The sequence below is a fragment of the Salmonella sp. 32031103-2018-00083-FB-01-SM-01 genome, assembly GCF_017571995.1.
Classification (GTDB): Bacteria; Pseudomonadota; Gammaproteobacteria; order Enterobacterales; family Enterobacteriaceae; genus Salmonella; species Salmonella enterica.
The window spans coordinates 1-24,962 of the sequence record NZ_JAGEQL010000014.1 but is presented as its reverse complement, the minus strand read 5'-3'; the positions used below and the strand labels follow the sequence as shown (position 1 = coordinate 24,962).

General features: G+C 53.2%; 20 protein-coding genes. 10 read left to right on the top strand and 10 right to left on the bottom strand.

The window, feature by feature from the left end; translation table 11 throughout:
* Nucleotides 1-325 precede the first annotated feature (325 nt).
* Complete coding sequence (locus tag J4614_RS21770) at nt 326-763, bottom strand: acetyltransferase (RefSeq protein WP_000973248.1); 438 nt, start codon at nt 761-763, stop codon at nt 326-328.
* A gap of 156 nt (nt 764-919) precedes the next feature.
* Here J4614_RS21770 and metA point away from each other — a divergent pair, with 156 nt between their 5' ends.
* The 4 genes from metA (at nt 920) to aceK (ending at nt 6,908) form a co-directional block, all read left to right on the top strand.
* Nucleotides 920-1,849 (top strand): homoserine O-succinyltransferase, encoded by a 930-nt coding sequence (metA, locus tag J4614_RS21765; protein ID WP_001122767.1) that lies wholly within the window; start codon nt 920-922, stop codon nt 1,847-1,849.
* A 268-nt stretch (nt 1,850-2,117) separates the two neighbouring features.
* The gene (aceB, locus tag J4614_RS21760; protein ID WP_001069371.1) at nt 2,118-3,719 is read left to right on the top strand and encodes a malate synthase A; all 1,602 of its coding nucleotides are present in this window, start codon (nt 2,118-2,120) and stop codon (nt 3,717-3,719) included.
* A gap of 31 nt (nt 3,720-3,750) precedes the next feature.
* Nucleotides 3,751-5,055 (top strand): isocitrate lyase, encoded by a 1,305-nt coding sequence (aceA, locus tag J4614_RS21755; protein ID WP_000857878.1) that lies wholly within the window; start codon nt 3,751-3,753, stop codon nt 5,053-5,055.
* Nucleotides 5,056-5,156: 101 nt separating this feature from the next.
* Entirely contained in the window at nt 5,157-6,908 is a 1,752-nt protein-coding gene (aceK, locus tag J4614_RS21750; protein WP_001137274.1) for a bifunctional isocitrate dehydrogenase kinase/phosphatase, read from the top strand.
* On the opposite strand, the gene J4614_RS21745 is transcribed toward aceK, so the two are convergent.
* Nucleotides 6,872-7,279, bottom strand: a complete 408-nt coding sequence (locus J4614_RS21745) for an ASCH domain-containing protein (protein WP_077905990.1) — start codon at nt 7,277-7,279, stop codon at nt 6,872-6,874. The genes aceK and J4614_RS21745 overlap by 37 nt on opposite strands.
* A 10-nt stretch (nt 7,280-7,289) precedes the next feature.
* Nucleotides 7,290-8,114, bottom strand: a complete 825-nt coding sequence (iclR, locus tag J4614_RS21740) for a glyoxylate bypass operon transcriptional repressor IclR (RefSeq protein WP_000226434.1) — start codon at nt 8,112-8,114, stop codon at nt 7,290-7,292.
* 304 nt (nt 8,115-8,418) lie between these two features.
* On the opposite strand from iclR, the gene metH reads away from it, so the two are divergent.
* Both metH and J4614_RS21730 read left to right on the top strand, forming a co-directional pair.
* Complete coding sequence (metH, locus tag J4614_RS21735; protein ID WP_001527379.1) at nt 8,419-12,102, top strand: methionine synthase; 3,684 nt, start codon at nt 8,419-8,421, stop codon at nt 12,100-12,102.
* Nucleotides 12,103-12,368: 266 nt separating this feature from the next.
* Nucleotides 12,369-14,000: a Na/Pi cotransporter family protein gene (locus tag J4614_RS21730; RefSeq protein ID WP_000956811.1), complete on the top strand. Its 1,632-nt coding sequence runs from the start codon at nt 12,369-12,371 to the stop codon at nt 13,998-14,000.
* A 75-nt stretch (nt 14,001-14,075) separates the two neighbouring features.
* Here J4614_RS21730 and pepE read toward each other — a convergent pair whose 3' ends face one another.
* On the bottom strand, nt 14,076-14,765 hold the full coding sequence (gene pepE, locus J4614_RS21725) for a dipeptidase PepE (RefSeq protein WP_000421789.1): 690 nt from the start codon (nt 14,763-14,765) through the stop codon (nt 14,076-14,078).
* 71 nt (nt 14,766-14,836) lie between these two features.
* On the opposite strand from pepE, the gene J4614_RS21720 reads away from it, so the two are divergent.
* The 3 genes from J4614_RS21720 to rluF are packed head-to-tail and all read left to right on the top strand — an operon-like array spanning nt 14,837 to nt 16,428.
* On the top strand, nt 14,837-14,938 hold the full coding sequence (locus J4614_RS21720) for a hypothetical protein (RefSeq protein WP_001541281.1): 102 nt from the start codon (nt 14,837-14,839) through the stop codon (nt 14,936-14,938).
* A 34-nt stretch (nt 14,939-14,972) separates the two neighbouring features.
* Nucleotides 14,973-15,512, top strand: coding sequence for a DUF2058 domain-containing protein (locus tag J4614_RS21715; RefSeq protein WP_001096724.1), 540 nt, complete (start codon nt 14,973-14,975; stop codon nt 15,510-15,512).
* 46 nt (nt 15,513-15,558) lie between these two features.
* Nucleotides 15,559-16,428 carry a 23S rRNA pseudouridine(2604) synthase RluF gene (gene rluF / locus J4614_RS21710; RefSeq protein ID WP_000954619.1) on the top strand — a complete coding sequence of 290 codons (870 nt, stop codon included), beginning with the start codon at nt 15,559-15,561 and terminating at the stop codon, nt 16,426-16,428.
* On the opposite strand, the gene J4614_RS21705 is transcribed toward rluF, so the two are convergent.
* The 6 genes from J4614_RS21705 to lysC all read right to left on the bottom strand — a co-directional run bounded on the left by J4614_RS21705 (nt 16,425) and on the right by lysC (nt 22,711).
* Nucleotides 16,425-16,697: a DUF3811 domain-containing protein gene (locus J4614_RS21705; RefSeq protein WP_001207628.1), complete on the bottom strand. Its 273-nt coding sequence runs from the start codon at nt 16,695-16,697 to the stop codon at nt 16,425-16,427. The genes rluF and J4614_RS21705 overlap by 4 nt on opposite strands.
* Before the next feature lie 210 nt (nt 16,698-16,907).
* Nucleotides 16,908-17,666, bottom strand: a complete 759-nt coding sequence (locus J4614_RS21700) for a DeoR/GlpR family DNA-binding transcription regulator (protein ID WP_001068171.1) — start codon at nt 17,664-17,666, stop codon at nt 16,908-16,910.
* Nucleotides 17,653-18,516, bottom strand: coding sequence for a Cof-type HAD-IIB family hydrolase (locus tag J4614_RS21695; RefSeq protein WP_000924644.1), 864 nt, complete (start codon nt 18,514-18,516; stop codon nt 17,653-17,655). The genes J4614_RS21700 and J4614_RS21695 overlap by 14 nt, the downstream gene beginning before the upstream one ends.
* Nucleotides 18,517-18,532: 16 nt before the next feature.
* Complete coding sequence (locus J4614_RS21690) at nt 18,533-19,372, bottom strand: hypothetical protein (RefSeq protein WP_000472332.1); 840 nt, start codon at nt 19,370-19,372, stop codon at nt 18,533-18,535.
* A 23-nt stretch (nt 19,373-19,395) separates the two neighbouring features.
* Complete coding sequence (locus J4614_RS21685; RefSeq protein WP_000716847.1) at nt 19,396-20,985, bottom strand: PTS sugar transporter; 1,590 nt, start codon at nt 20,983-20,985, stop codon at nt 19,396-19,398.
* Nucleotides 20,986-21,361: 376 nt separating this feature from the next.
* Nucleotides 21,362-22,711 carry a lysine-sensitive aspartokinase 3 gene (gene lysC, locus J4614_RS21680; RefSeq protein WP_000136392.1) on the bottom strand — a complete coding sequence of 450 codons (1,350 nt, stop codon included), beginning with the start codon at nt 22,709-22,711 and terminating at the stop codon, nt 21,362-21,364.
* Between the two features lie 387 nt (nt 22,712-23,098).
* On the opposite strand from lysC, the gene pgi reads away from it, so the two are divergent.
* Complete coding sequence (pgi, locus tag J4614_RS21675) at nt 23,099-24,748, top strand: glucose-6-phosphate isomerase (RefSeq protein ID WP_000790032.1); 1,650 nt, start codon at nt 23,099-23,101, stop codon at nt 24,746-24,748.
* Nucleotides 24,749-24,962: the final 214 nt, after the last annotated feature.

Genomic DNA, 24,962 nt, shown 5'->3' with positions numbered 1-24,962 from the left:
AAAACGAAGGGCCCTGTCGGAAGACAGGGCCTTTTGTTTTATCTGTAGTCTGTCGGTGAGCACTCTCCTGAGGAGGACAAATCCGCCGGGAGCGGATTTGAACGTTGCGCAGCAACGGCCCGGAGGGGGGCGGGCAGGACGCCCGCCATAAACTGCCAGGCATCAGACAAGTGAAGAAGCCCGTCCGTCTGGACGGGCTTCTTTGCGTGTGTGGTAACTGTAAAAATGTAGGCCTGATAAGCGCAGCGCCATCAGGCAACCGGCACCGCCGGATGCCAGTTTCGCCTTATCCGGCCTGTATGCACTTATCAGGCAGCACCACTACTCACGGATAAATTAAATTCAACAATGGATACGGTTTCCCAAGATCGTCAACCTCCGAACGTCCCGTCACCTTAAATCCCATTTTCTTATAAAATCCAACAGCTTGTGTATTTTGCTCGTTAACATTGGTTGTCAACCCCGGCGCCAGTGTTAACGCATGTTCAACTAATCTCTTACCGATACCCTGACCACGCACGTCCGGATCGACAAACAGCGCATCCATATGTTCGCCGGTAAGCAGCATAAATCCTACCGGCTCATCCTGATCGGTCACGGCAACCCATAGTGGCGCTTCTGGCAGAAAATCGCTCACCAGCTCTTCCAGTTCGGCCCGATAAGCGTTTGACAGAAAATCGTGCGTGGCATCGACTGAGCGACGCCAGATCGCAATCAGTTTTTCCCCTTCCTCATGCCTTGAACGGCGAATGTTAATCATCATCTTCACTCCTTTTTTGCTTACTTCTATTCTAATGCAAATGCTGTCGTGAAACTTTCTCACCTTGAACTTGCAGACTCGACATTCGCCTGATTTCTGAGTATCTTCAGCTATCTGGATGTCTAAACGTTTAAACGTATGTCGTGAGGTTATCAGGTTATGCCGATTCGCGTGCTGGACGAGCTACCCGCCGTCAATTTTTTACGTGAGGAGAATGTCTTCGTCATGACGACTTCTCGCGCATCAGGTCAGGAAATTCGCCCGCTAAAGGTACTTATCCTTAACCTGATGCCGAAGAAGATTGAAACGGAAAATCAGTTTCTGCGCTTGCTATCGAACTCGCCATTGCAGGTCGATATTCAACTACTGCGGATAGATGCCCGCGAGTCGAGGAACACGCCAGCTGAGCACCTGAACAACTTTTACTGTAACTTCGACGATATCTGCGATCAGAACTTTGATGGGCTTATCGTGACCGGAGCGCCGCTGGGTCTGGTGGAATTTAATGACGTGGCTTACTGGCCGCAGATTAGGCAGGTGCTGGAATGGGCGAAAGATCACGTTACTTCGACGCTATTTGTCTGTTGGGCCGTCCAGGCTGCACTCAATATTCTTTATGGTATCCCTAAGCAGACCCGTACAGATAAACTTTCCGGCGTCTATGAACATCACATCCTTCATCCTCATGCTCTGTTGACGCGTGGTTTTGATGATTCGTTTCTGGCGCCACACTCACGCTATGCCGATTTCCCGGCGGCGCTAATACGGGATTATACGGATCTTGAAATTCTGGCCGAAACAGAAGAGGGGGATGCGTACCTGTTTGCCAGCAAAGATAAACGTATTGCGTTTGTCACCGGTCATCCTGAATATGACGCTCATACGTTAGCGGGTGAATATTTTCGTGACGTTGAGGCCGGGTTAAATCCGGAGGTTCCGTACAACTATTTCCCAAAAAACGATCCGCAAAACATACCGCGCGCAACCTGGCGTAGCCACGGTAATTTACTGTTTACTAACTGGCTCAACTATTATGTCTACCAGATTACGCCATATGATCTGCGTCACATGAATCCAACCCTGGATTAATCTTCTGCTTCTGACGATCCTAAAGCGTTTCAGCATGTTGAATCAGGCACCTTCGGGTGCCTTTTTTATTTCCGAAACGCACCTCATCATGTAATTAAATTTAATTTATATTGTTATCAATAGGTTAATGTATAATTAAATTAAAAATGGAAATTGTTTTTGATTTTGAAATTTAATTGAGTAGTCTTAGTTGTGTTGAACGAAAAGCGCACAGTGATCCTTCGTTCGCATTGGGGATGTATCTGGATCAACAACGAGGAGCTGCATGATGAATCCACAGGCAACCACAACTGATGAATTAACCTTTACCAGGCCGCAAGGCGAGCTGGAAAAGCAAGTCCTGACCGCTGAGGCAGTCGAGTTTTTGACGGAGTTAGTCACCCGTTTTACCCCAAAACGCAATAAACTCCTGGCTGCACGTATCCAGCAACAGCAGGATATTGATAACGGTAAGTTGCCTGATTTTATTTCGGAAACCACTTCCATTAGAGAAAGTAATTGGCAGATTCGTGGTATTCCGGCGGATTTACAGGATCGCCGAGTAGAAATTACCGGGCCGGTTGAACGTAAAATGGTGATTAATGCCCTGAACGCAAATGTGAAAGTGTTTATGGCGGATTTTGAAGACTCGCTGGCGCCGGACTGGAATAAAGTTATTGATGGTCAAATCAACCTGCGTGATGCGGTGAACGGCACCATTAGCTATACCAACGAAGCCGGAAAAATCTATCAGCTCAAGCCCGATCCGGCCGTATTGATTTGTCGTGTACGTGGTCTACATCTGCCAGAAAAACATGTTACCTGGCGGGGGGAAGCCATTCCCGGCAGCCTGTTTGATTTTGCTCTGTACTTTTTCCACAACTATAAAGCGCTGCTCGCTAAAGGTAGCGGCCCGTATTTTTACCTGCCGAAAACGCAAGCCTGGCAGGAAGCAGCCTGGTGGAGCGAAGTCTTCAGCTACGCCGAAGACCGCTTTAACCTGCCGCGCGGTACGATCAAAGCGACCCTGTTGATTGAAACGCTGCCGGCTGTTTTCCAGATGGATGAGATTCTTCATGCGCTGCGTGATCATATCGTCGGTCTCAACTGTGGTCGCTGGGATTATATTTTCAGCTATATCAAAACGTTGAAAAATCACCCAGATCGCGTCCTGCCGGACAGGCAGGTGGTAACGATGGACAAACCGTTTCTGAGCGCCTACTCGCGCCTGCTGATCAAAACCTGCCACAAGCGCGGTGCGTTCGCGATGGGCGGTATGGCGGCGTTTATCCCGAGCAAAGATGTTGAACGCAACAATCAGGTCCTTGCCAAAGTGAAAGCGGATAAAGCGCTGGAAGCGAACAACGGCCACGACGGCACGTGGATTGCGCATCCCGGGTTGGCGGATACCGCAATGGCCGTCTTTAACGAGGTACTGGGCGAGCACAAAAATCAGCTGTTCATTACCCGTGATGAAGATGCGCCGATTACCGCCGAGCAGTTACTGGAGCCATGTGAAGGCGAACGCACAGAAGCGGGAATGCGCGCCAATATTCGCGTGGCAGTACAGTATATTGAAGCGTGGATCTCCGGCAATGGCTGTGTACCGATTTATGGTCTGATGGAGGATGCCGCGACGGCGGAAATCTCACGAACCTCTATCTGGCAGTGGATTCACCATGAGAAAACGCTGAGCAATGGAAAACCCGTAACGAAAGCGCTTTTCCGCGAAATGTTGGCGGAAGAGATGCGGGTAATCCAGGACGAACTGGGCGAGCACCGCTACAGCAGCGGGCGCTTCGACGATGCCGCACGTCTGATGGAGCAAATCACCACCTCAGATGACTTAATCGACTTCCTCACCCTGCCGGGCTATCGCTTACTGGCTTAATTCACCACATAACAATATGGAGCATCTGCACATGAAAACCCGTACTCAACAAATCGAAGAATTACAGAAAGAGTGGACACAACCGCGCTGGGAAGGTATCACCCGCCCGTACAGCGCGGAGGAGGTGGTGAAATTACGCGGCTCGGTTAACCCAGAGTGTACGCTGGCGCAGCTCGGTGCCGCGAAAATGTGGCGGCTGTTGCACGGTGAAGCGAAAAAAGGCTATATCAACAGCCTTGGCGCGCTGACTGGCGGTCAGGCGTTGCAGCAGGCGAAAGCCGGTATTGAGGCGATTTATCTTTCAGGCTGGCAGGTGGCGGCAGATGCCAACCTTGCATCCAGCATGTATCCGGATCAATCGTTGTACCCGGCAAACTCTGTTCCGGCGGTAGTGGATCGGATCAACAACACTTTCCGTCGTGCAGATCAGATCCAGTGGGCATCCGGTATTGAACCCAACGATCCGCGCTATGTGGATTACTTTCTGCCGATCGTTGCTGATGCGGAAGCCGGTTTTGGCGGCGTTCTGAATGCCTTCGAACTGATGAAATCGATGATTGAAGCCGGTGCAGCGGCCGTTCACTTCGAAGATCAGCTGGCGTCGGTGAAGAAATGCGGCCATATGGGCGGCAAGGTGCTGGTCCCCACGCAGGAGGCGATTCAGAAACTGATTGCTGCGCGTCTGGCCGCTGATGTGATGGGCGTCCCGACGCTGGTGATTGCGCGTACCGATGCGGATGCGGCAGATCTGATCACCTCCGACTGCGATCCCTATGACAGCGGTTTTATTACCGGCGAACGCACCAGCGAAGGTTTTTACCGCACCCATGCGGGCATTGAGCAGGCGATCAGCCGCGGTCTGGCGTATGCCCCGTATGCCGATCTGGTGTGGTGCGAAACCTCTACGCCGGATCTCGAACTGGCGCGTCGTTTTGCCGATGCTATCCACGCGAAGTATCCGGGCAAACTGCTGGCCTATAACTGTTCGCCATCCTTCAACTGGCAGAAGAATCTGGACGACAAGACCATTGCCAGCTTCCAGCAGCAGTTGTCGGACATGGGTTACAAATACCAGTTTATTACCCTGGCGGGCATCCACAGCATGTGGTTCAACATGTTCGACCTGGCGCATGCATACGCTCAGGGCGAGGGCATGAAACACTATGTTGAGAAGGTTCAACAACCCGAGTTCGCCGCGGCGAAAGATGGCTACACCTTTGTTTCCCACCAGCAGGAAGTGGGCACAGGTTACTTCGACAAAGTCACCACCATTATTCAGGGCGGCGCGTCATCCGTTACCGCATTAACGGGTTCTACCGAAGAATCGCAGTTTTGATTGATGCCCGGTGGCGCTGCGCTTACCGGGCCTACAGATAGCGTAGGCCGGATAAGCGAACGCGCCATCCGGCATGACGTGGTGCCGGATGAGGGAAAAAAATGCCGCGTGGCCTGGAATTACTGATTGCTCAAACCATCCTGCAAGGCTTTGACGCGCAGTATGGTCGATTTCTGGAAGTGACTTCCGGCGCGCAGCAGCGTTTTGAACAGGCCGACTGGCACGCCGTTCAACAGGCGATGAAAAGCCGTATCCACCTCTATGATCATCATGTGGGCTTGGTGGTGGAGCAACTGCGCTGTATTACCGATGGCAAAAGTACCGACGCGGATTTCCTTTTACGCGTTAAAGAGCATTACACCCGGCTGTTACCGGATTACCCGCGCTTCGAGATTGCGGAGAGCTTTTTCAACTCCGTTTATTGTCGGTTATTTGACCACCGCTCGTTAACACCCGAGCGGTTGTTTATTTTCAGTTCGCAACCGGAGCGCCGCTTTCGTACTATCCCGCGCCCGCTGGCCAAAGACTTCTTTCCCGATCACGGTTGGGAGACTCTGTTGATGCGCATACTCAGTGACTTACCGCTGCGTTTGCCCTGGCAGAATAAAAGCCGGGATATCCGCTATATTATCGCGCACCTGACTGAAACACTGGGCGAGGACGCGCTACCTCGCTGCCATGTCCAGGTGGCGAATGAGTTGTTTTACCGTAATAAAGCGGCCTGGCTGGTAGGTAAATTAACCACACCTGACGGTACGCTGCCGTTTTTGTTGCCGATTCATCGCACTGATGAGGGTGAACTGTTTATCGATACCTGCCTGACCACCACGGCAGAAGCGAGCATTGTGTTTGGTTTTGCCCGCTCTTATTTTATGGTGTATGCGCCGCTGCCTGCCGCGCTGGTTGAGTGGTTGCGTGAAATCCTGCCGGGTAAAACCACTGCCGAACTGTATATGGCGATTGGCTGCCAGAAACATGCGAAAACCGAAAGCTACCGCGAATATTTGTGTTATCTGGCTGAAAGTGATGAGAAATTCATTGAGGCGCCTGGTATCCGCGGCATGGTGATGCTGGTGTTTACCCTGCCAGGTTTCGACCGCGTATTTAAAATCATTAAAGACAAATTCGCCCCGCAGAAAGAGATGTCTGCCGCCCATGTGCGTGCCTGTTATCAACTGGTAAAAGAGCATGATCGCGTCGGTCGTATGGCGGATACCCAGGAGTTTGAGAATTTCGTACTGGATAAACGGCAAATCGATCCGGCGCTGATGGCGCTGTTACGACAAGAAGCGCCAGAGAAGATTACCGATCTTGGGGAACATATCGTCATTCGCCATCTCTATATTGAACGTCGCATGGTGCCGCTCAATATCTGGCTGGAACAGGTAGAAGGTCAGCAGTTGCGCGATGCGATAGAAGAATATGGTAATGCGATTCGCCAGCTTGCCGCCGCTAATATTTTCCCCGGCGATATGTTGTTTAAAAACTTTGGCGTTACCCGTCATGGTCGCGTGGTGTTCTATGACTACGATGAAATTTGCTACATGACGGAAGTGAATTTCCGCGATATTCCGCCAGCGCGTTATCCGGAAGACGAACTGGCCAGCGAACCCTGGTATAGCGTCTCGCCGGGTGATGTTTTCCCGGAGGAGTTTCGCCACTGGCTGTGTGCCGATCCGCGTATCGGGCCATTGTTTGAAGAGATGCATGCCGACCTGTTTCGCGCCGATTACTGGCGCGCGCTACAGACGCGTATTAAAGAAGGGCATGTAGAAGATGTGTATGCCTATCGTCGTCGCCAGCGCTTTAGCGTGCGTTACGGCGCGATCTCAAGTACGGCGAACTCTTCGTAAACCAGTTCCATCTCCGGCGACCAATTACCCTCGCGCTCAAAAAAGGCCCGGTGTGCCGCTTGCCAGTACGCCAGGCTAAGATCGCCTTCGCCTTCCAGTGCGGCGAGATCGGCGCTCATCTCGTTAAAACGGATCAGCCTGAGCGCCAGCGTGCGTATGACGCACACGGCGTCGCCTGTGCCGTTGAGCACAATGTGATATGACCCGGGCGTGACAGGGGGCTGCTCTTTCTGATAGCTAACCAGCGAGCTACAGGTGCCACGCTTTTTACCGGCGATCACTAGCGCCGCCAGCTCGTCGGCCAGCGCCGGCGAATCACCGAAAGACCAACAGAAGGCCTGTGGGTACTTCTCCTGCCAGTATAATTTCAGGCTGCTCATTTCAGCGAGTTCCACCATAGGCCAGCGTCACCTCTTTCGCCGCTTTAATCACCATGGCGCCAAGTTCGGTGACGCGATCGTCAGTAATGCGTGAGCAGGGGCCGGAAATAGAGAGGGCCGCAAACGGTTCGCGATGTTCGTCATAAATACACGAGGCCACGCAGCGCAGACCGAGCGCATGTTCTTCGTCGTCAAAGGAATAGCCGCGCTTGCGTGTTTGGGCGAGGTCATCTTTCAGATGCAGCGGCGACACCAGCGTCGCATGGGTATAAGCGTGCAACCCCTTGCGGTGCAGCAGACTGGTAACCTGTTCCTCACTGAGCTGTGATAAAAACGCCTTGCCCGCGCCAGAGGCGTGCATGGGCAGCTTGCCGCCAATAGGGGCGGACATGCGCATCAATTGTGTGCACTGCACCTGGTCGATAATAATGGCCTGATGGTCGCTCTGGTCGAGTACGGCAAGGTTTACCGTTTCGCCGGAGTCCTCCATCAACTTGCGCAAAATCGGATGGACAATCGCCAGCAGATTACGGCTCTGTAAGAAGCTGCTACCGACGATAAACGCGTGTGCGCCTACGGCCCAGTGGCCCAGCTCACCAACCTGGCGGACAAAACCCTGCTGCTGCATGGTGGTGAGTAGACGGTGAGTCGTGGAATTAGGCAAACCCGCCTGTTGCGCCAGTTCGGTCAGCGCGACGCTGCCGTTGGACTCGGCAATCCACTCCAGCAGCTTCAGACCGCGAGTTAAAGACTGAACCTGCCCGGTTACGGGTGCAGTGGTAGCGGCAGGTTTTCTCCCGCGTTTCGCGGGAACAGGGGCAACCATGGCAGACTCCTTTTTCTGTATCGTGGAAATCATTTTCGTTTTATTCAATTATAATGCAAGAGTTCCTGAACTGATCGGATGAGTGACATCACAGGATGCCCGATGGCGCTTCGCTTATCAGGCCTACGCTTTGGGAGCCGCCAAAGTAATTTGTAGGCTGGATAAGGCGCTTGCGCCGCCATCCGACAAAGCGACAGAAGTGGGTGGTAAGCTGAACATGTCTCATGTTGCCCGTTGTTCTCTTTTCCGCCAGCACGCTTTGTGCCAGTATGGCTCGTTACGTGGAGCGTTGTCGGGAGCGAGTGTGAGCAGCAAAGTTGAACAACTGCGTGCGCAGTTAAATGAACGTATTCTGGTGCTGGACGGCGGTATGGGCACCATGATCCAGAGCTATCGTCTACATGAAGAAGATTTCCGCGGGGAGCGCTTTGCCGACTGGCCCTGCGACCTGAAAGGCAACAATGACCTGCTGGTACTCAGCAAGCCGGAGGTGATCGCCGCTATCCACAACGCCTACTTTGAGGCGGGCGCGGATATCATCGAAACCAACACCTTTAACTCGACAACCATTGCGATGGCGGATTACCGGATGGAATCCCTGTCGGCGGCAATTAACTATGCGGCGGCCAAACTGGCGCGCGCCTGCGCCGATGAATGGACGGCGCGAACACCAGAAAAACCACGCTTTGTTGCGGGCGTGCTTGGTCCAACTAACCGCACGGCCTCCATTTCGCCGGACGTCAACGACCCGGCGTTTCGTAATATCACCTTCGATCAGCTGGTGGCGGCCTACCGTGAATCCACCAAAGCGCTGGTGGAAGGTGGCGTAGATCTGATTCTGATTGAGACCGTCTTTGACACCCTGAATGCGAAAGCGGCGGTGTTTGCGGTGAAAGAAGAGTTTGAAGCGCTGGGCGTTGATCTGCCGATCATGATTTCCGGCACCATCACCGACGCCTCTGGTCGCACCCTCTCCGGCCAGACTACCGAAGCCTTTTATAACTCGCTGCGCCACGCCGAGGCGCTCACTTTTGGCCTTAACTGCGCGCTGGGGCCAGATGAACTGCGCCAGTACGTCCAGGAACTGTCGCGGATTGCCGAATGCTACGTCACCGCGCACCCGAACGCCGGCCTGCCGAACGCTTTCGGCGAGTACGACCTCGACGCCGACACCATGGCGAAACAGATTCGCGAATGGGCGGAGGCGGGCTTCCTGAATATCGTTGGCGGCTGCTGCGGCACCACGCCGGAGCATATTGCGGCGATGAGCCGCGCCGTTGCCGGTTTGCCGCCGCGCCAACTGCCGGATATCCCGGTTGCCTGCCGCCTTTCCGGCCTGGAGCCGCTGAACATTGGCGACGACAGCCTGTTTGTCAACGTCGGCGAACGTACTAACGTCACCGGCTCGGCCAAATTTAAACGGCTGATCAAAGAAGAGAAATACAGCGAAGCGCTGGATGTCGCCCGTCAGCAGGTCGAAAGCGGCGCGCAGATTATTGATATCAACATGGATGAGGGGATGCTCGACGCCGAAGCGGCGATGGTGCGTTTCCTCAGCCTGATTGCCGGTGAGCCGGATATTGCCCGTGTACCAATCATGATCGACTCCTCCAAATGGGAGGTTATCGAAAAAGGGCTGAAGTGCATTCAGGGTAAAGGCATCGTCAACTCTATTTCGATGAAAGAGGGCGTGGAAGCTTTTATTCATCATGCGAAGTTGCTACGTCGCTACGGCGCGGCAGTGGTGGTGATGGCCTTTGATGAGCAGGGGCAGGCCGATACCCGCGAGCGTAAAATCGAGATTTGCCGCCGGGCGTACAAAATTCTCACCGAAGAGGTGGGCTTCCCGCCGGAAGACATCATCTTCGACCCGAATATCTTCGCCGTGGCGACCGGTATTGAAGAGCACAACAACTATGCGCAGGACTTTATCGGCGCTTGCGAAGATATTAAACGCGAGCTGCCGCATGCGCTGATCTCCGGCGGCGTGTCTAACGTGTCCTTCTCGTTCCGCGGCAACGACCCGGTACGTGAGGCTATCCACGCGGTATTCCTCTACTACGCCATCCGCAACGGCATGGACATGGGCATCGTCAACGCCGGGCAATTGGCGATTTATGACGACCTGCCTGCCGAACTGCGCGATGCGGTTGAAGATGTCATTCTTAACCGTCGCGATGACGGCACTGAGCGTTTGCTGGATTTGGCGGAGAAATACCGCGGCAGCAAAACCGACGAAGCTGCCAACGCCCAGCAGGCGGAATGGCGTAGCTGGGACGTGAAAAAGCGTCTCGAATACTCGCTGGTGAAAGGCATTACCGAATTTATCGAACAGGATACCGAAGAAGCCCGCCAGCAGGCCTCCCGCCCGATTGAGGTGATCGAAGGGCCGCTGATGGACGGCATGAACGTGGTCGGCGACCTGTTCGGCGAAGGGAAAATGTTCCTGCCGCAGGTGGTGAAATCCGCTCGTGTGATGAAACAAGCGGTGGCTTACCTGGAGCCGTTTATTGAAGCCAGCAAAGAAAAAGGCTCCAGCAACGGCAAGATGGTCATCGCCACCGTGAAGGGCGATGTGCACGACATTGGCAAGAACATTGTTGGCGTGGTGCTGCAATGCAACAACTACGAAATCGTCGATCTTGGCGTGATGGTGCCAGCGGAGAAAATCCTCAGAACGGCGCGTGAAGTGAATGCCGATCTGATCGGTCTTTCCGGGCTTATCACCCCGTCGCTGGACGAGATGGTCAACGTGGCGAAAGAGATGGAACGTCAGGGCTTTACTATCCCGCTACTGATCGGCGGCGCAACCACTTCGAAAGCGCACACCGCGGTGAAAATCGAGCAGAACTACAGCGGTCCGACGGTCTACGTGCAGAATGCTTCGCGTACCGTGGGCGTGGTGGCGGCGCTACTCTCCGACACCCAGCGCGATGACTTTGTCGCCCGTACCCGCAAAGAGTACGAAACCGTGCGTATTCAGCACGCCCGCAAAAAACCGCGCACGCCGCCGGTCACGCTGGAAGCGGCGCGCGATAACGATCTGGCATTCGATTGGGAACGCTACACCCCGCCAGTAGCCCACCGTCTGGGCGTGCAGGAGGTAGAAGCCAGCATCGAAACGCTGCGCAACTACATCGACTGGACGCCGTTCTTTATGACCTGGTCGCTGGCCGGCAAATACCCGCGTATTCTGGAAGATGAAGTGGTGGGCGTTGAGGCGCAGCGCCTGTTTAAAGACGCCAACGACATGCTGGATAAACTGAGCGCGGAGAAACTGTTGAATCCGCGTGGCGTGGTGGGCTTGTTCCCGGCGAACCGTGTGGGTGACGACATCGAAATCTATCGCGACGAAACCCGTACTCATGTTCTGACGGTCAGCCACCACCTGCGCCAGCAGACTGAGAAAGTCGGTTTTGCCAACTACTGTCTGGCGGATTTTGTCGCGCCGAAATTGTCCGGAAAAGCGGACTACATCGGCGCGTTTGCCGTCACCGGCGGTCTTGAAGAAGACGCCCTGGCTGATGCTTACGAAGCGCAACACGACGACTATAACAAGATCATGGTGAAAGCGATTGCCGACCGTCTGGCGGAAGCGTTTGCCGAGTACCTGCATGAGCGTGTACGTAAGGTTTACTGGGGATATGCGCCGAACGAGAGCCTGAGTAACGACGAATTAATCCGCGAAAACTACCAGGGGATTCGCCCGGCGCCGGGTTATCCTGCCTGCCCGGAACATACCGAAAAAGGCACTATCTGGCAGCTACTGGATGTCGAAAAACACACCGGGATGAAGCTCACCGAATCTTTCGCCATGTGGCCTGGCGCGTCGGTCTCCGGCTGGTACTTCAGCCATCCTGAGAGCAAATACTTCGCGGTAGCGCAGATTCAACGCGATCAGGTGACAGATTATGCTTTCCGTAAAGGAATGAGCGTTGAGGACGTTGAGCGGTGGCTGGCGCCGAACCTGGGTTACGATGCGGACTGATTCATAAAATCGTCACTTTTCCTTACAACATACAAGGCGCTCATTGGGTGCCTTGTCTCTTTCTTACAATTAAACCCTTATACTGAAGGAAGGCTCTACGCTGAATTTGCCGGATGACGGCGTAAACGCCTTATCCAGCATACCGTATTACGTATGGTAAGCCCGGTGGCGTGCAACGCCAGCAGGCCTTAACGCTGTGCGCCATCAGGCAATTTATCGCAAGTGAGCTTCAGGAAAACGTATAACGATAAGGAGAACCTGACGCCGTGTTAACTTTGCTCCATCTACTTTCTGCCGTTGCGCTGTTGGTATGGGGAACACATATCGTTCGTACTGGCGTAATGCGCGTGTTTGGCGCGCGTCTACGCACTGTCCTCAGCCGCAGCGTGGAAAAGAAACCGCTCGCCTTTTGTGCGGGTATCGGTGTTACCGCGCTGGTACAAAGCAGTAACGCCACCACTTTATTGGTAACGTCGTTTGTCGCCCAGGATCTTGTCGCCCTGACGCCAGCTCTGGTGATTGTGCTGGGCGCTGATGTGGGTACTGCGCTAATGGCGCGTATTCTCACCTTTGATTTGTCGTGGCTATCGCCGCTGCTGATTTTTATTGGCGTGATTTTCTTTTTGGGACGTAAGCAGTCCCGCGCCGGGCAGCTGGGTCGCGTCGGTATCGGGCTTGGCCTGATTCTACTGGCGCTGGAGCTGATTGTGCAGGCAGTGACGCCGATCACTCAGGCTAATGGCGTGCAGGTCATTTTCGCGTCGCTGACGGGCGACATTATGCTGGATGCGCTGATTGGCGCGATGTTCGCTATTATCAGTTATTCCAGCCTGGCGGCGGTGTTGCTGACGGCGACCCTGACGGCGGCGGGGATTATATCGTTCCCGGTAGCGTTGTGCCTGGTCATCGGCGCCAATCTGGGATCGGGGCTGCTGGCGATGCTCAATAACAGCGCCGCCAATGCTGCCGCGCGTCGCGTAGCGCTCGGCAGCCTATTGTTCAAATTGATCGGCAGCCTGGTCATCCTGCCGTTTGTCCATCCGCTGGCGAATCTGATGGATGAGCTATCGCTACCGAAATCAGAGCTGGTGATCTATTTCCACGTTTTCTATAACCTGGTGCGCTGCCTGGCGATGGTGCCATTTGCCGAGCTGATGGCGCGTTTTTGTAAACGAATTATTCGTGATGAGCCTGAACTGGATACCCATCTGAAGCCGAAACATCTGGATGTCAGCGCGCTGGATACGCCAACGCTGGCGCTGGCTAATGCTGCCCGCGAGGTGCTGCGCATTGGCGATGCGATGGAACAGATGATGGAAGGGCTAAAAAAGGTCATGCACGGCGAGCCGCGTGAAGAGAAAGCGCTGCGCAAGCTGGCGGATGACGTTAACGTGCTCTACACCGCGATTAAGCTTTATCTGGCGCGAATGCCGAAAGACGAGCTGGCAGCGGAGGAGTCCCGCCGGTGGGCGGAGATTATTGAGATGGCCCTGAATCTCGAACAGGCGTCGGATATTATCGAGCGAATGGGCAGCGAGATTGCCGACAAGTCGCTGGCGGCGCGTCGGGCATTTTCAGAAGAAGGATTGAAAGAGCTGGATGCGCTTTACGATCAACTGCTCAGTAATCTGCAACTGGCGATGTCGGTCTTTTTCTCCGGTGATGTCACCAGCGCCCGTCGGTTGCGCCGCAGTAAACATCGCTTCCGTATACTTAATCGCCGATACTCACATGCGCATGTCGACCGCCTGCACCAGCAGAACGTGCAAAGCATTGAAACCAGCTCGCTCCATTTAGGGCTGCTGGGCGACATGAAGCGTCTTAACTCACTGTTCTGTTCGGTCGCCTATAGCGTACTGGAACAGCCGGATCAGGACGAGGAACGCGGCGAGTATTAAGTGAAATGCCGGATGGCGGGGCCTACGGAGAACATGCGCGTAGGCCCGCCATTCGGCATTCAATGTGGACAGGGATTAAAAGCGATGACCCGCTTCCAGCGCCACGGCCTCTTCGCCCGCTTTAAACACCCAGGTAGTATTCGGGCCGCCGAGAACCGCCTGGCCGTTGCTCACCTGAATCCAGTTACCTTCCGGCAAACCAATCACTGTCAGTTCCGGCGCGACCACCAGCAGTTCGCGAATACGCTGCTCGCGGGTCTCGCCCTTATGACCTTCCGGCAAGGCGTTAGTGAAGTGAGGATTAATTTGCAGCGGGAACAGATCCAGCGCGTCGAAACCGTTTGGATCGACGATCGGCATATCGTTGGTCGTGCGGATAGTCGGGCAGGCAAGGTTAGCGCCCGCGCTCCAGCCGATATACAGTGCGCCGCGTTTTACCCTGTCCGCCATCGGCGCCAGCAGCCCGCGTTCACGCGATTCTTTCAGTAGCTGGAAGGTATTTCCGCCGCCGACAATAATGATTTCCGCTTTCTCAATCGCCGTAAGCGGATCGGCGACACGATGAATCCCTGTGACGTTTATCCCTAATGGCGCAAGCACCTCTGCGGTTTTATCCGTGTACTCGTCCCATGTTTGCGTGACGCCGGCAAACGGAATAAACACGGCTGAACGTCGACCGTTCAATTGATTCGCTATCAGCGGCAGAGCGTGTTCCAGCCAGGCTTTACCCGGCAGCGTCGAGTTACTTAATAAAAGCAGTTCCATTACTTCTCCACCTCATCAGGAAATGTCAAAACGTAATAATGCTACCATTATCCATTTAATGTCTTACTGATATGGCTCATGATGTTACGCGTGTTACAGGCAAAGCGCGGTCGCTAAAAGTGACGACAGGCCAGATCTGCCATCTGGTATCGCCTGAAAAATTACAGGTATAATCCGCAAAATTATTTAACACGTTTAGAGACGAAAATGGCAAAACTGACCTTACAAGAGCAACTGCTACAAGCGGGATTAGTGACCAGCAAAAAAATGGCCAAAGTCCAACGCACGGCTAAAAAATCACGCGTTCAGGCTCGTGAGGCCAGAGAAGCGGTGGAAGAAAATAAAAAGGCGCAACTTGAGCGTGATAAACAACTTAGTGAACAGCAAAAACAAGCGGTTTTAGCGAAAGAGTTTAAAGCTCAGGTTAAGCAACTTATTGAAATGAATAGAATCAATGTCTCTAAAGGCGATATTGGTTTTAACTTCACCGATAATAACGTCATCAAAAAAATAGACGTGGATAAGCTCACCCAGACGCAACTGATTAATGGGCGTCTCGCGATTGCGCGTCTGGTTATCAATAACAGCGGTGAATGTGAATATGCGATTATTCCCGCGAGCGTCGCCGATAAAATCGCACAACGAGATGCGGACAGTATTGTCGTAAACAGTGCGCTGAGTCAGGAAGAGCAGGACGAAGATGATCCGTATGCCGATTTTAAAGTTCCTGACGATTTGATGTGGTAAGTCACATTCCCGACGTTTATGTAGAAAAATTTCTCAGAGAGTAAATATGCTGACTGACACATCTACCCGGCTTAATAAATATATCAGTGAAAGCGGCATCTGTTCGCGTCGCGAGGCGGACCGTTTTATCGAACAGGGCAATGTTTTTATCAACGGCAAACGCGCCGCCATTGGCGATCAGGTGGTCGCCGGGGATGTTGTTAAAGTAAATGGTCGGTTGATTGAGCCGCGAGAAGCGGATGATTTAGTGCTGATTGCGCTGAATAAACCGGTTGGCATTGTGAGTACCACTGAAGACGGCGAACGCGACAATATTGTCGATTTTGTGAACCACAGCAAACGTATCTTCCCGATTGGTCGTCTGGATAAAGACTCGCAGGGGCTGATATTTCTGACTAACCACGGCGATCTGGTCAATAAGATTCTACGTGCCGGTAACGATCACGAAAAAGAGTATCTGGTGACGGTGGATAAACCGATTACCGACGAGTTTATTCGCGGTATGGGCGCTGGCGTGCCGATTCTGGGTACCGTCACCAAAAAATGTAAGGTGAAAAAAGAGGCGCCGTTTGTCTTTCGCATCACCCTGGTGCAGGGATTAAACCGTCAGATCCGCCGTATGTGTGAATACTTTGGTTATGAAGTGACGAAACTGGAGCGTACGCGCATTATGAACGTCAGCCTGAGCGGGATTCCGCTGGGCGAGTGGCGCGATCTGACGGACGATGAGCTGATCGATCTGTTTAAATTGATTGAGCGTTCCTCTTCCGAAGCCAAACCAAAGGCCAAAGCGAAGCCGAAGACCACGGGTATTAAGCGACCGGTCGTTGCGATCGAAAAAAGCAATGAGAAAGCGCGCCCGACATCAAGCGGTAAGCGCTTTACCTCGCCGGGACGAAAGAAGAAAGGACGTTAACGTCTGCCGCGCGTCGGCGTATTCGCCGACCAGGAGAATGACGCTTCCGTATCGGGTTTATACGCCTGCTTTTTCTTCAACTGGCGGGCTTTTTTCGCTTCAGCCTCACGCAGCGCCATCAGCTTATCGATGTACTCCTTTTTTACGCTGTTGGTCTCAGAATTGGTCAGTGGACGCCCGTGCGCAATACGGGCGCGGTCCAGCAACGTTTTCAGTTCGCGCTGTTCGCGCTCGGTCATCTCTTTTTGAGTAATGCGGGGGAGTGCCATACGGGTGCCCTCAGTTAGCCGATGCATTTAGAGCCTATCCCATTAGGGCTATTTTACTTGCCATTTTAGACCTGGGCAGTGCTCAAAATCCTCACGTACTACGTGTACGCTCCGGTTTTTGCGCGCTGTCCGTGTCCAAACTGGCTGCGCCAATAACGCCTGGTGGGATAGGCTCTTAGTCTACGGCAATACGCAACGGGCGGATAGCGCTCAGTCAGCAATCCGCAGCTTTCCGGCGAAATCCTGTGGCGTATAACCCGTTGACGTAAATCCTTTATCCGTGATGATGTTATCGATTTCTTTTACGCTTGCGATGCACATCACACCGTCCTGACCAAATTTGGTATGGTCGGCAAGAATCACTGATTTTTTGCTCATCGCAATCATGGCTTTGGCAACGTAGGCTTCTTCAAAGCTCTTCACCAACACGCCATGCTGGGGAGAAATGCCGCCAGCGCCAATAAAACAGATATCCGCGTGAATCGCGTTAATCTGCTGACAAACCGAGACGCCGAGGTTGGCGCGAAAATGGTAATCATATTCGCCGCCTAATACATACACGCGGGCCTGCAGGTTATGCTCTTTAATTTTATCGGCAATCAGGGCTGAATTGGTAATCACGGAAAAAGCGAGAGGCGGTAATTGCTCGGCCAGAATAAGGTTAGTTGTACAGGAATCAATAAACAATGTATCCCGTTCACTGACCATTTCGGCGGCAAGTTTGCCAATCGCTATTTTCTCTTCGCGATGCGCCTCTATTCTTGCGCTAAACGCATCCTCCTGGACAACTTGCTTTTTGACTGCGCCCCCATGAATCTTAGTGATTTTGCCTTCAGACTCCAGTAAGGAGAGATCGCGACGAATGGTTTCCGAGGTGACGTTGAGCATTTCCGATAATTTAATAACGGTGACTTCACCGAATTTGTTTAATTCATCAAGAATATGTTTTCGTCTTTTAATTGGATTCATTATCTTTCGCCGCCGTCAACCTTTGGCGCATGGTAACTGGATGCGTCAGGCAACGCAACCACTCCAATGCATGGACGATACCCTCCTCATCATTCGTGGCAGTCACATAGCCGGCCTGCCGCTTTACTGCATCCGGCGCGTTGCCCATTGCGATGCTGATTCCGGCGGCGGCAAACATGCTGACATCATTCTGCTGATCGCCAATCGCGACCACCTTGTCAGAAGATATATTTAAATAATGAATTAATTGTTCTATTATGCACCCTTTATTTACATCGGATCTTTGAATATCAATATAATTTTCTCCCGTGACAACCGCATAATATCCACAAGGCAGGTGATTATTCACTTCTGTACACAGAGTATCTATCTCCGAAGATGCGGCAACAAGTGTAATTTTATATATATTGCGACGATTAAAGATATTTTCTGCAGTTTCAGTTATAAGCGGTAACTCAAATAAGCGGGCTTCATATGTTGTCCAGGGTGCAATTAGTCTATCGTCACGATGGTGAATTGCTTCGGCGCTAAAAAAGTGGTGGTGATAGCGGGAAAGAGAAATATGTTGGTCAATATTCCATAGATCTGTGGCGGTCAGCGGGGCAGCATGAATAATGCGCGGCCCCGCCATCTCCAGCAGGCGTCCGCAGTTAAAACCGGCGCACCAGCTAAACAACGTATCAACCTGTTGCTGGCGTAGCAGGCGTACCATTGAGGAGACCGGTCTGGCGGAACATGCCGCCAGCAGACCACCGTCCTGGCGGAACGCAATCAGCGCCTGACGCGTGCGCGGGCTGATTGTTTTCTGCGAGGTGAGTAATGTTCCATCCAGATCGGTGATCAACAACATCTCTCGTTCCCTGATATCAATGAACAATAAACGGCGTAACGGCTTCTTTGGCGGCGTTGCACACCATGTTGTCGATAGCAGTACCGACCACCAGAATATTGACCCCGGTATCTTTAAACGCTTTCGCGTTGGCGAGGTTAATCCCGCCTTCCGCCAGCGTCGGAACATCCACCGCGCCGACCAACGCCCGCAGGCGATCTTTAATCATCTGCGGGATATCGCCTGCCGCTACGCCTTCATAGCTCATGCCTGTCATCAGACCAATCATATCCACGCCGATATCCTGCATTCGCTTCGCCACGCTGGCGACCTCTTCCGGCGTGCGTGCAGGAATACCGAAAGTATGCAGATCGTCAGGATGGCCAATGTAGGCATCGACAGTCAGACCATACTGATGGGCGAGATTAACGATGTCCTGCAGATCGTCCCAGTCGGATTTATGCGTATGTAAACCGTCGGCCCCAGCGCGGGCAATCTCCAGAATTTCCGTTTCGCTGAGCGGCACCGGTAAGGTTTCGGTAAAACCGCCGGCGATACCAACGGTGATAAAAATATCGTCCGGGACCACATTACGCACACCGTGTACGGCCTCAGCCATCTGGCTATTGGTGATTTCGTGACGAATCTGCTCCGCCGCGTGCATGTTGCTCACGCCTTTGTGTCCACGCGCCAGCGCCAACGCAGGGTGGTTCGGCTCCAGTAGCTTAACGCCAGCCTCACACACGGCTTTCGCCAGGCGCGCATCGTCGCCGGTTATTCCTGTGCTGAGGATGGTTTGCCCGCCGTGAAGTGTGATGGCTTCTTTCACTTTCTGTAACGCTTTGGCGCGTTTTTTATTCATATCGCCTTTAAACATGGTGTACCTCTGGTGTTGGTGCATTAATTAACGGCTGTCGTTGTTGATTCGCTCTGTACGACAGGTTTGAAACGGTTAGCAATAATGGTGGTAAGGCAGGTCATCGCCATTGTGGCAATCATTACGATGGCCATCTGGAGCGCATTGCTGGATAAGAACGGTGAGGCGAAAGCCGGAACATAGGCCACCCCTTTGACGTTAAAAAAGCCCAGCATCATGCCGCCCATTCCGGCCCAAAAAATGGCGGAGCCAAAAACAATTTTGTTGGCGAACATGAAGGGATAGGCGGATTCAACAAAGGTGCCAAAGCCCAGGTTAATGAGCAGGCCCGGCGTAGCAACGGCAGCTTCGCTTTTTTCACGCGGGGCGATCACATTGGCAAGGTTAATACCTGCGGCCACCATCACCAGACCGACCATATCGACCGCGCCGAGGAAGCTGACGCCGGATTTTTCCATCTCCAGCAGCACCAACGGCAGGATCACCGCGTGATAGACGCCGCCGAGAATGGCAGGCCAGATAACCAGACCAGCCAGCAGCCCGGCAAGAATTGGGCTGAATGCCAGCGTGCTTTCGATAGCCAGTTTGATGTAATTACCCGCAGATAGCGCCAGCGGACTCAGCAGATAGTGCATGATTAACCCAGCGGCAAGGCCCGATATCCCACCGGCGACGATGTTGACGGTAGTCATTGGGAAGCGCCAGTTCAGGCACAGCTCGAACAGCCAACGGACGAAAATCCCCGCCATTACACCGCCGATAATGCCGCCGATAAGACCGCCCTCTACGGAAAGCACGCCAGCGACGACCCCGGCCACAATTGAAACTTCATCCAGTTCGGAAATCTGTTTTGCCGCCAGTACCGCGACTAACACCGGCAGACCTTTTAGTAAGATTTCAAAGATATCGTTAAGTTTTTCCAGTCCTGGTATGTGGCTCAGGGCGAGTACAATCGCCATGGCGATAAAGCCTGGTAGCGCAGGGATCATGATGCTACGAATGTTAAAACGTTTGAGCAGGCTTTTTCCGGAACCGCTCTGCGAGGGCGAAGCGCTACCCAACTGTGGTTTGTACTTGATACCCCAATGTTTACACAGTGACGCCACGAAGGAGACGGCGCGGGTACGGCTGGTGGTGCCGGTTGTTCCGGAGGTCGCGACCACATTCGCCCCCTTTGCCGCCACCAGCGCCATGGAGGTTCCCCCGGTGCCGACAATCGGTGTTTTCATCTCAACGGCGGCGGCAAAAACGGCCTGGTTCGCCTTTACCGGATCGGCGCTCATTACCACGATCCCATCGATCTCACCGCAGCGGATCATCTCAGCGATTTGGCGATCGCTTTCTACTACCGAGGTGTTTACCTCCGAAAGTTTGCCCTGAAATATGCGCTGTGGTTTTTGTTGGTTTTCTGTGGTTAATGCATAAACCGATGCCGGGGTATCCGGTTTGGCGACGTCCATCGAGGCTTCTGCCGCGATAAACTGTACGGCGGCCACATTCACGCCCGCAGCCTCACACTGCTGATAAATCTCCTGGAGTAACTTCTCTGGCTCGGCGCCACCCAGGTTGTAGAGGTTGCCTCCACTGCTTCCAATAATCGCAATTTTTTTCATAGCGGCCTCAAATAGGGTAAGGGGGTTATCTGTGTTGTAGTGCAATCATAATTCCAACTAAAACAAAATAAAGCAACAATGAAAAAGTGGCCTTATACCAAACGATCTCAATTTTTAAAGGTAACGCATTAAAATATAATGATTAATTTATGTTTTTGCTTTGTGTTGTTTTGTGTGGTTTTGTGACGAAGTTCAAAATGAGGAGGGCATAAATAGGGGAAAGCTGCCCATGTTGATGGGACGAGTAGGGTGTTGCGGATTCCTGAGCAGTATTCCGCCGGCAGCGCCTGGCGCGGGAACCGCCGGATGACGTGCTTGCGTCGCCATCCGGCAGCGTATTGCCTGATAGCGCTCACCCGCTGCCGTGTCAGGGCGATTATTCAAATAAGTTCTGATGTAGCTTTTGCACCACTTTCTCGGCATCGTCTCCCGGCACGAGGAAGCACAGATTGTGGCTGGAGGCGCCGTAACAAATCATGCGAATGTTGAACGGTTCCAGGACGCCAAACACTTCTTTACCAACACCGCAGGCTTTTGACAGGTTGTTGCCAATCAGCGCGACCAGCGCCAGTCCTTCTTCAACTTCGACCCGACACAGCGCGGAAAGCTCCATCAATAAGGATTGGGTCAGTAACGTATCGCCCGTGGAGGTGGAGCCGGTAGTATCCAGCGTCAGCGCGACGCTCACCTCCGAAGTGGTAATCAGATCTACCGAAATATTATGCCGCGCCAGAATGCCGAACACCTCTGCCAGGAAACCTCGTGAGTGCAGCATATTCAGGCTGTGCAGCGTCAATAGCGTTTGATTGCGGCGCAGCGCCAGCGCGCGGAACAGCGGCGGGTTTTGGGTTTTATTGCACACCAGCGTACCGCCCGCTTGCGGATCTTTACTGGATCCAACGAAGACCGGGATATCGCTACGCACGGCCGGGAGCAAGGTGGCTGGATGCAGTACTTTTGCGCCGAAGGTTGCCATCTCCGCCGCTTCTTCAAAGTCGATTTCATCAATTCGCTGCGCGACGGGCACCACGCGCGGGTCGGTGGTGTAAATACCGGGCACATCTGTCCAGATATCAACCCGCGCGGCGTGGAGCGCTTCAGCCAGCAACGCTGCCGTATAGTCGCTGCCGCCGCGGCCTAACGTCGTGGTGCGGCCTTTGCTTTCACTGCCGATAAAGCCTTGAGTAATGACCAAAGTTTCGTTCAGGCGCGGGAGCAACTGCTGCGCGGCCAGTTCCGCAAGCGCTGCGACGTCCGGTTCCGCACGACCAAAGCGATCGCTGGTACGCATCACTTTGCGCACGTCGAACCAGTGGGCCTGTACGTCGCGTTCACGCAGGATCTCAACAAATAGCAGGGTAGACATCAGCTCGCCGTGGCTGACCAGTTCATCGGTCAGGGCTGCCGATGTCGCCAGCGATGCCGCCTCCGCCAGAATAGTGATGTTTTCCAGCAGGCGTTCAATCTCTTCGCGAATGACATTGGGATGACGCAGACGATCAAGGATATCGAACTGGATTTTACGGATGGCGTCGAGCGTAGCGAAACGTTCGCCGGGCTCCATCCCTTCGGCCAGCGCCACCAGCAGATTAGTGATGCCGGCAGACGCGGAAAGCACGACTAAACGAACATTGGCGTCGGAAAGTACGATATCCGCGCTACGGTTCATGGCGTCAAAATCAGCGACGCTGGTACCGCCAAATTTGGAAACAACGATCTCTGTCATATCAACCTCGTGTCAGGAAATGAAAAACGCGACCATGGCACAAGGGCAGAACAGAAACCGGTGCAGGCGCAAATGCAAGTAACGTATTTATAAATAAAAGTTGTGGCCTGGACTGTCAACGTTGGGATTATGCGGATTTTTTATGCTGAGTTTAGGCTCAGTAACAGCGCTTATAACCCCGATACCCGTTTGTAGTATGTTGGCTTATCTATGCGCCCGGCGACTCACCCACTTGCTGCCTTTCTGCACCTCGAATTATTTAGGGTATATACTTTTTATCCTCATTCGACAGTGCCTGGGGCAACGGCACTAAAACAATCACACTTTTCTGTGACTGGCGTTACAATCGATCCCAGTCACAATTCTCAAATCAGAAGAGTATTGCTAATGAAAAACATCAATCCAACGCAGACTTCTGCCTGGCAGGCGCTCCAGAAACACTACGATGAAATGAAAGACGTTACGATCGCTGAGCTTTTCGCGAACGATAGCGACCGTTTCGCTAAATTTTCCGCGACGTTTGACGATCTGATGCTGGTGGACTTCTCCAAAAACCGCATCACCGAAGAGACGCTGGCAAAATTACAGGATCTGGCGAAAGAGACCGATCTGGCCGGCGCGATTAAATCCATGTTCTCCGGCGAGAAGATCAACCGCACCGAAGACCGCGCCGTGCTGCACGTGGCGCTGCGTAACCGTAGCAATACGCCGATCATCGTGGACGGCAAAGATGTGATGCCGGAAGTGAACGCCGTGCTTGAGAAAATGAAAACTTTCTCGCAAGCGATTATCTCCGGTCAGTGGAAAGGCTACACCGGTAAGGCCATCACCGACGTGGTGAACATCGGTATCGGCGGTTCCGACCTCGGCCCGTTCATGGTGACGGAAGCGCTGCGTCCGTATAAAAATCATCTGACTATGCACTTCGTCTCTAACGTTGATGGTACCCACATCGCTGAAGTGCTGAAAAAAGTGAACCCGGAAACCACGCTGTTCCTGGTGGCGTCGAAAACCTTCACCACGCAGGAAACCATGACCAACGCCCACAGCGCGCGCGACTGGTTCCTGAAAAGTGCAGGCGATGAAAAACACGTGGCGAAACACTTTGCTGCGCTCTCCACTAACGCCAAAGCGGTCGGCGAATTTGGTATCGACACGGCCAATATGTTCGAGTTCTGGGACTGGGTCGGCGGTCGTTACTCGCTGTGGTCTGCCATCGGACTGTCCATTATCCTGTCCGTCGGTTTCGACAACTTTGTCGAGCTGCTTTCCGGCGCGCACGCGATGGACAAGCATTTCTCCACCACTCCGGCGGAGAAAAACCTACCCATTCTGCTGGCGTTGATTGGCATCTGGTACAACAATTTCTTCGGCGCGGAAACCGAAGCCATTCTGCCGTACGACCAGTATATGCACCGTTTCGCCGCCTACTTCCAGCAGGGTAATATGGAATCCAACGGTAAATACGTTGACCGTAACGGCAACGCCGTGGATTACCAGACAGGCCCAATTATCTGGGGCGAACCAGGCACCAACGGTCAGCACGCGTTTTATCAATTGATTCACCAGGGTACTAAAATGGTGCCGTGTGATTTTATCGCCCCGGCTATCACCCATAACCCGCTATCCGATCATCATCAGAAGCTGCTGTCTAACTTCTTCGCGCAGACCGAAGCGCTGGCGTTTGGTAAATCCCGCGAGGTGGTTGAGCAGGAATATCGCGATCAGGGTAAAGATCCGGCGCAGCTTGAACACGTTGTGCCATTCAAAGTGTTTGAAGGCAACCGCCCGACCAACTCTATCCTGCTGCGCGAAATTACGCCATTCAGCCTGGGCGCGCTGATTGCGCTGTATGAGCATAAAATCTTTACGCAGGGCGCCATCCTGAACATCTTTACTTTCGACCAGTGGGGCGTTGAGTTGGGTAAACAGTTGGCTAACCGTATTCTGCCGGAGCTGGGCGATGATAAAGCTATTTCGTCCCATGATAGCTCTACCAACGGTCTGATTAACCGTTATAAAGCCTGGCGCGCCTGATGGCGCTGCGCTTATCCGGTCTACGTAATGCATAGCGTCTGTAGGCCGGATAAGGCGTTTCGCCGCCATCCGGCAAAAAGAGAATAAGTGACTAGTCCTGATATAGGTTGACAGTTTTTTGTCTGTAAAACGCCTGATGAACATCATCGGGCGTTTTGTATTTCAGGGCCAGGTGTGGCCGTTCATGGTTATAAATTGCCACGGACTCTTTTAC

Bases quoted from the DNA above. Each gene is read 5' to 3' on its own strand.
- iclR (WP_000226434.1), bottom strand. From the start codon at position 8,114: ATGGTTGCCCCTGTTCCCGCGAAACGCGGGAGAAAACCTGCCGCTACC.
- J4614_RS21690 (WP_000472332.1), bottom strand. From the start codon at position 19,372: ATGTTTAAAGGCGATATGAATAAAAAACGCGCCAAAGCGTTACAGAAA.
- aceB (WP_001069371.1), top strand. From the start codon at position 2,118: ATGAATCCACAGGCAACCACAACTGATGAATTAACCTTTACCAGGCCG.
- aceA (WP_000857878.1), top strand. From the start codon at position 3,751: ATGAAAACCCGTACTCAACAAATCGAAGAATTACAGAAAGAGTGGACA.
- pgi (WP_000790032.1), top strand. From the start codon at position 23,099: ATGAAAAACATCAATCCAACGCAGACTTCTGCCTGGCAGGCGCTCCAG.
- J4614_RS21695 (WP_000924644.1), bottom strand. From the start codon at position 18,516: ATGTTGTTGATCACCGATCTGGATGGAACATTACTCACCTCGCAGAAA.
- J4614_RS21705 (WP_001207628.1), bottom strand. From the start codon at position 16,697: ATGGCACTCCCCCGCATTACTCAAAAAGAGATGACCGAGCGCGAACAG.
- pepE (WP_000421789.1), bottom strand. From the start codon at position 14,765: ATGGAACTGCTTTTATTAAGTAACTCGACGCTGCCGGGTAAAGCCTGG.
- J4614_RS21685 (WP_000716847.1), bottom strand. From the start codon at position 20,985: ATGAAAAAAATTGCGATTATTGGAAGCAGTGGAGGCAACCTCTACAAC.
- J4614_RS21770 (WP_000973248.1), bottom strand. From the start codon at position 763: ATGATGATTAACATTCGCCGTTCAAGGCATGAGGAAGGGGAAAAACTG.
- rluF (WP_000954619.1), top strand. From the start codon at position 15,559: ATGCTGACTGACACATCTACCCGGCTTAATAAATATATCAGTGAAAGC.
- J4614_RS21715 (WP_001096724.1), top strand. From the start codon at position 14,973: ATGGCAAAACTGACCTTACAAGAGCAACTGCTACAAGCGGGATTAGTG.
- J4614_RS21720 (WP_001541281.1), top strand. From the start codon at position 14,837: ATGGCTCATGATGTTACGCGTGTTACAGGCAAAGCGCGGTCGCTAAAA.
- lysC (WP_000136392.1), bottom strand. From the start codon at position 22,711: ATGACAGAGATCGTTGTTTCCAAATTTGGCGGTACCAGCGTCGCTGAT.
- metA (WP_001122767.1), top strand. From the start codon at position 920: ATGCCGATTCGCGTGCTGGACGAGCTACCCGCCGTCAATTTTTTACGT.
- aceK (WP_001137274.1), top strand. From the start codon at position 5,157: ATGCCGCGTGGCCTGGAATTACTGATTGCTCAAACCATCCTGCAAGGC.
- J4614_RS21700 (WP_001068171.1), bottom strand. From the start codon at position 17,666: ATGAATCCAATTAAAAGACGAAAACATATTCTTGATGAATTAAACAAA.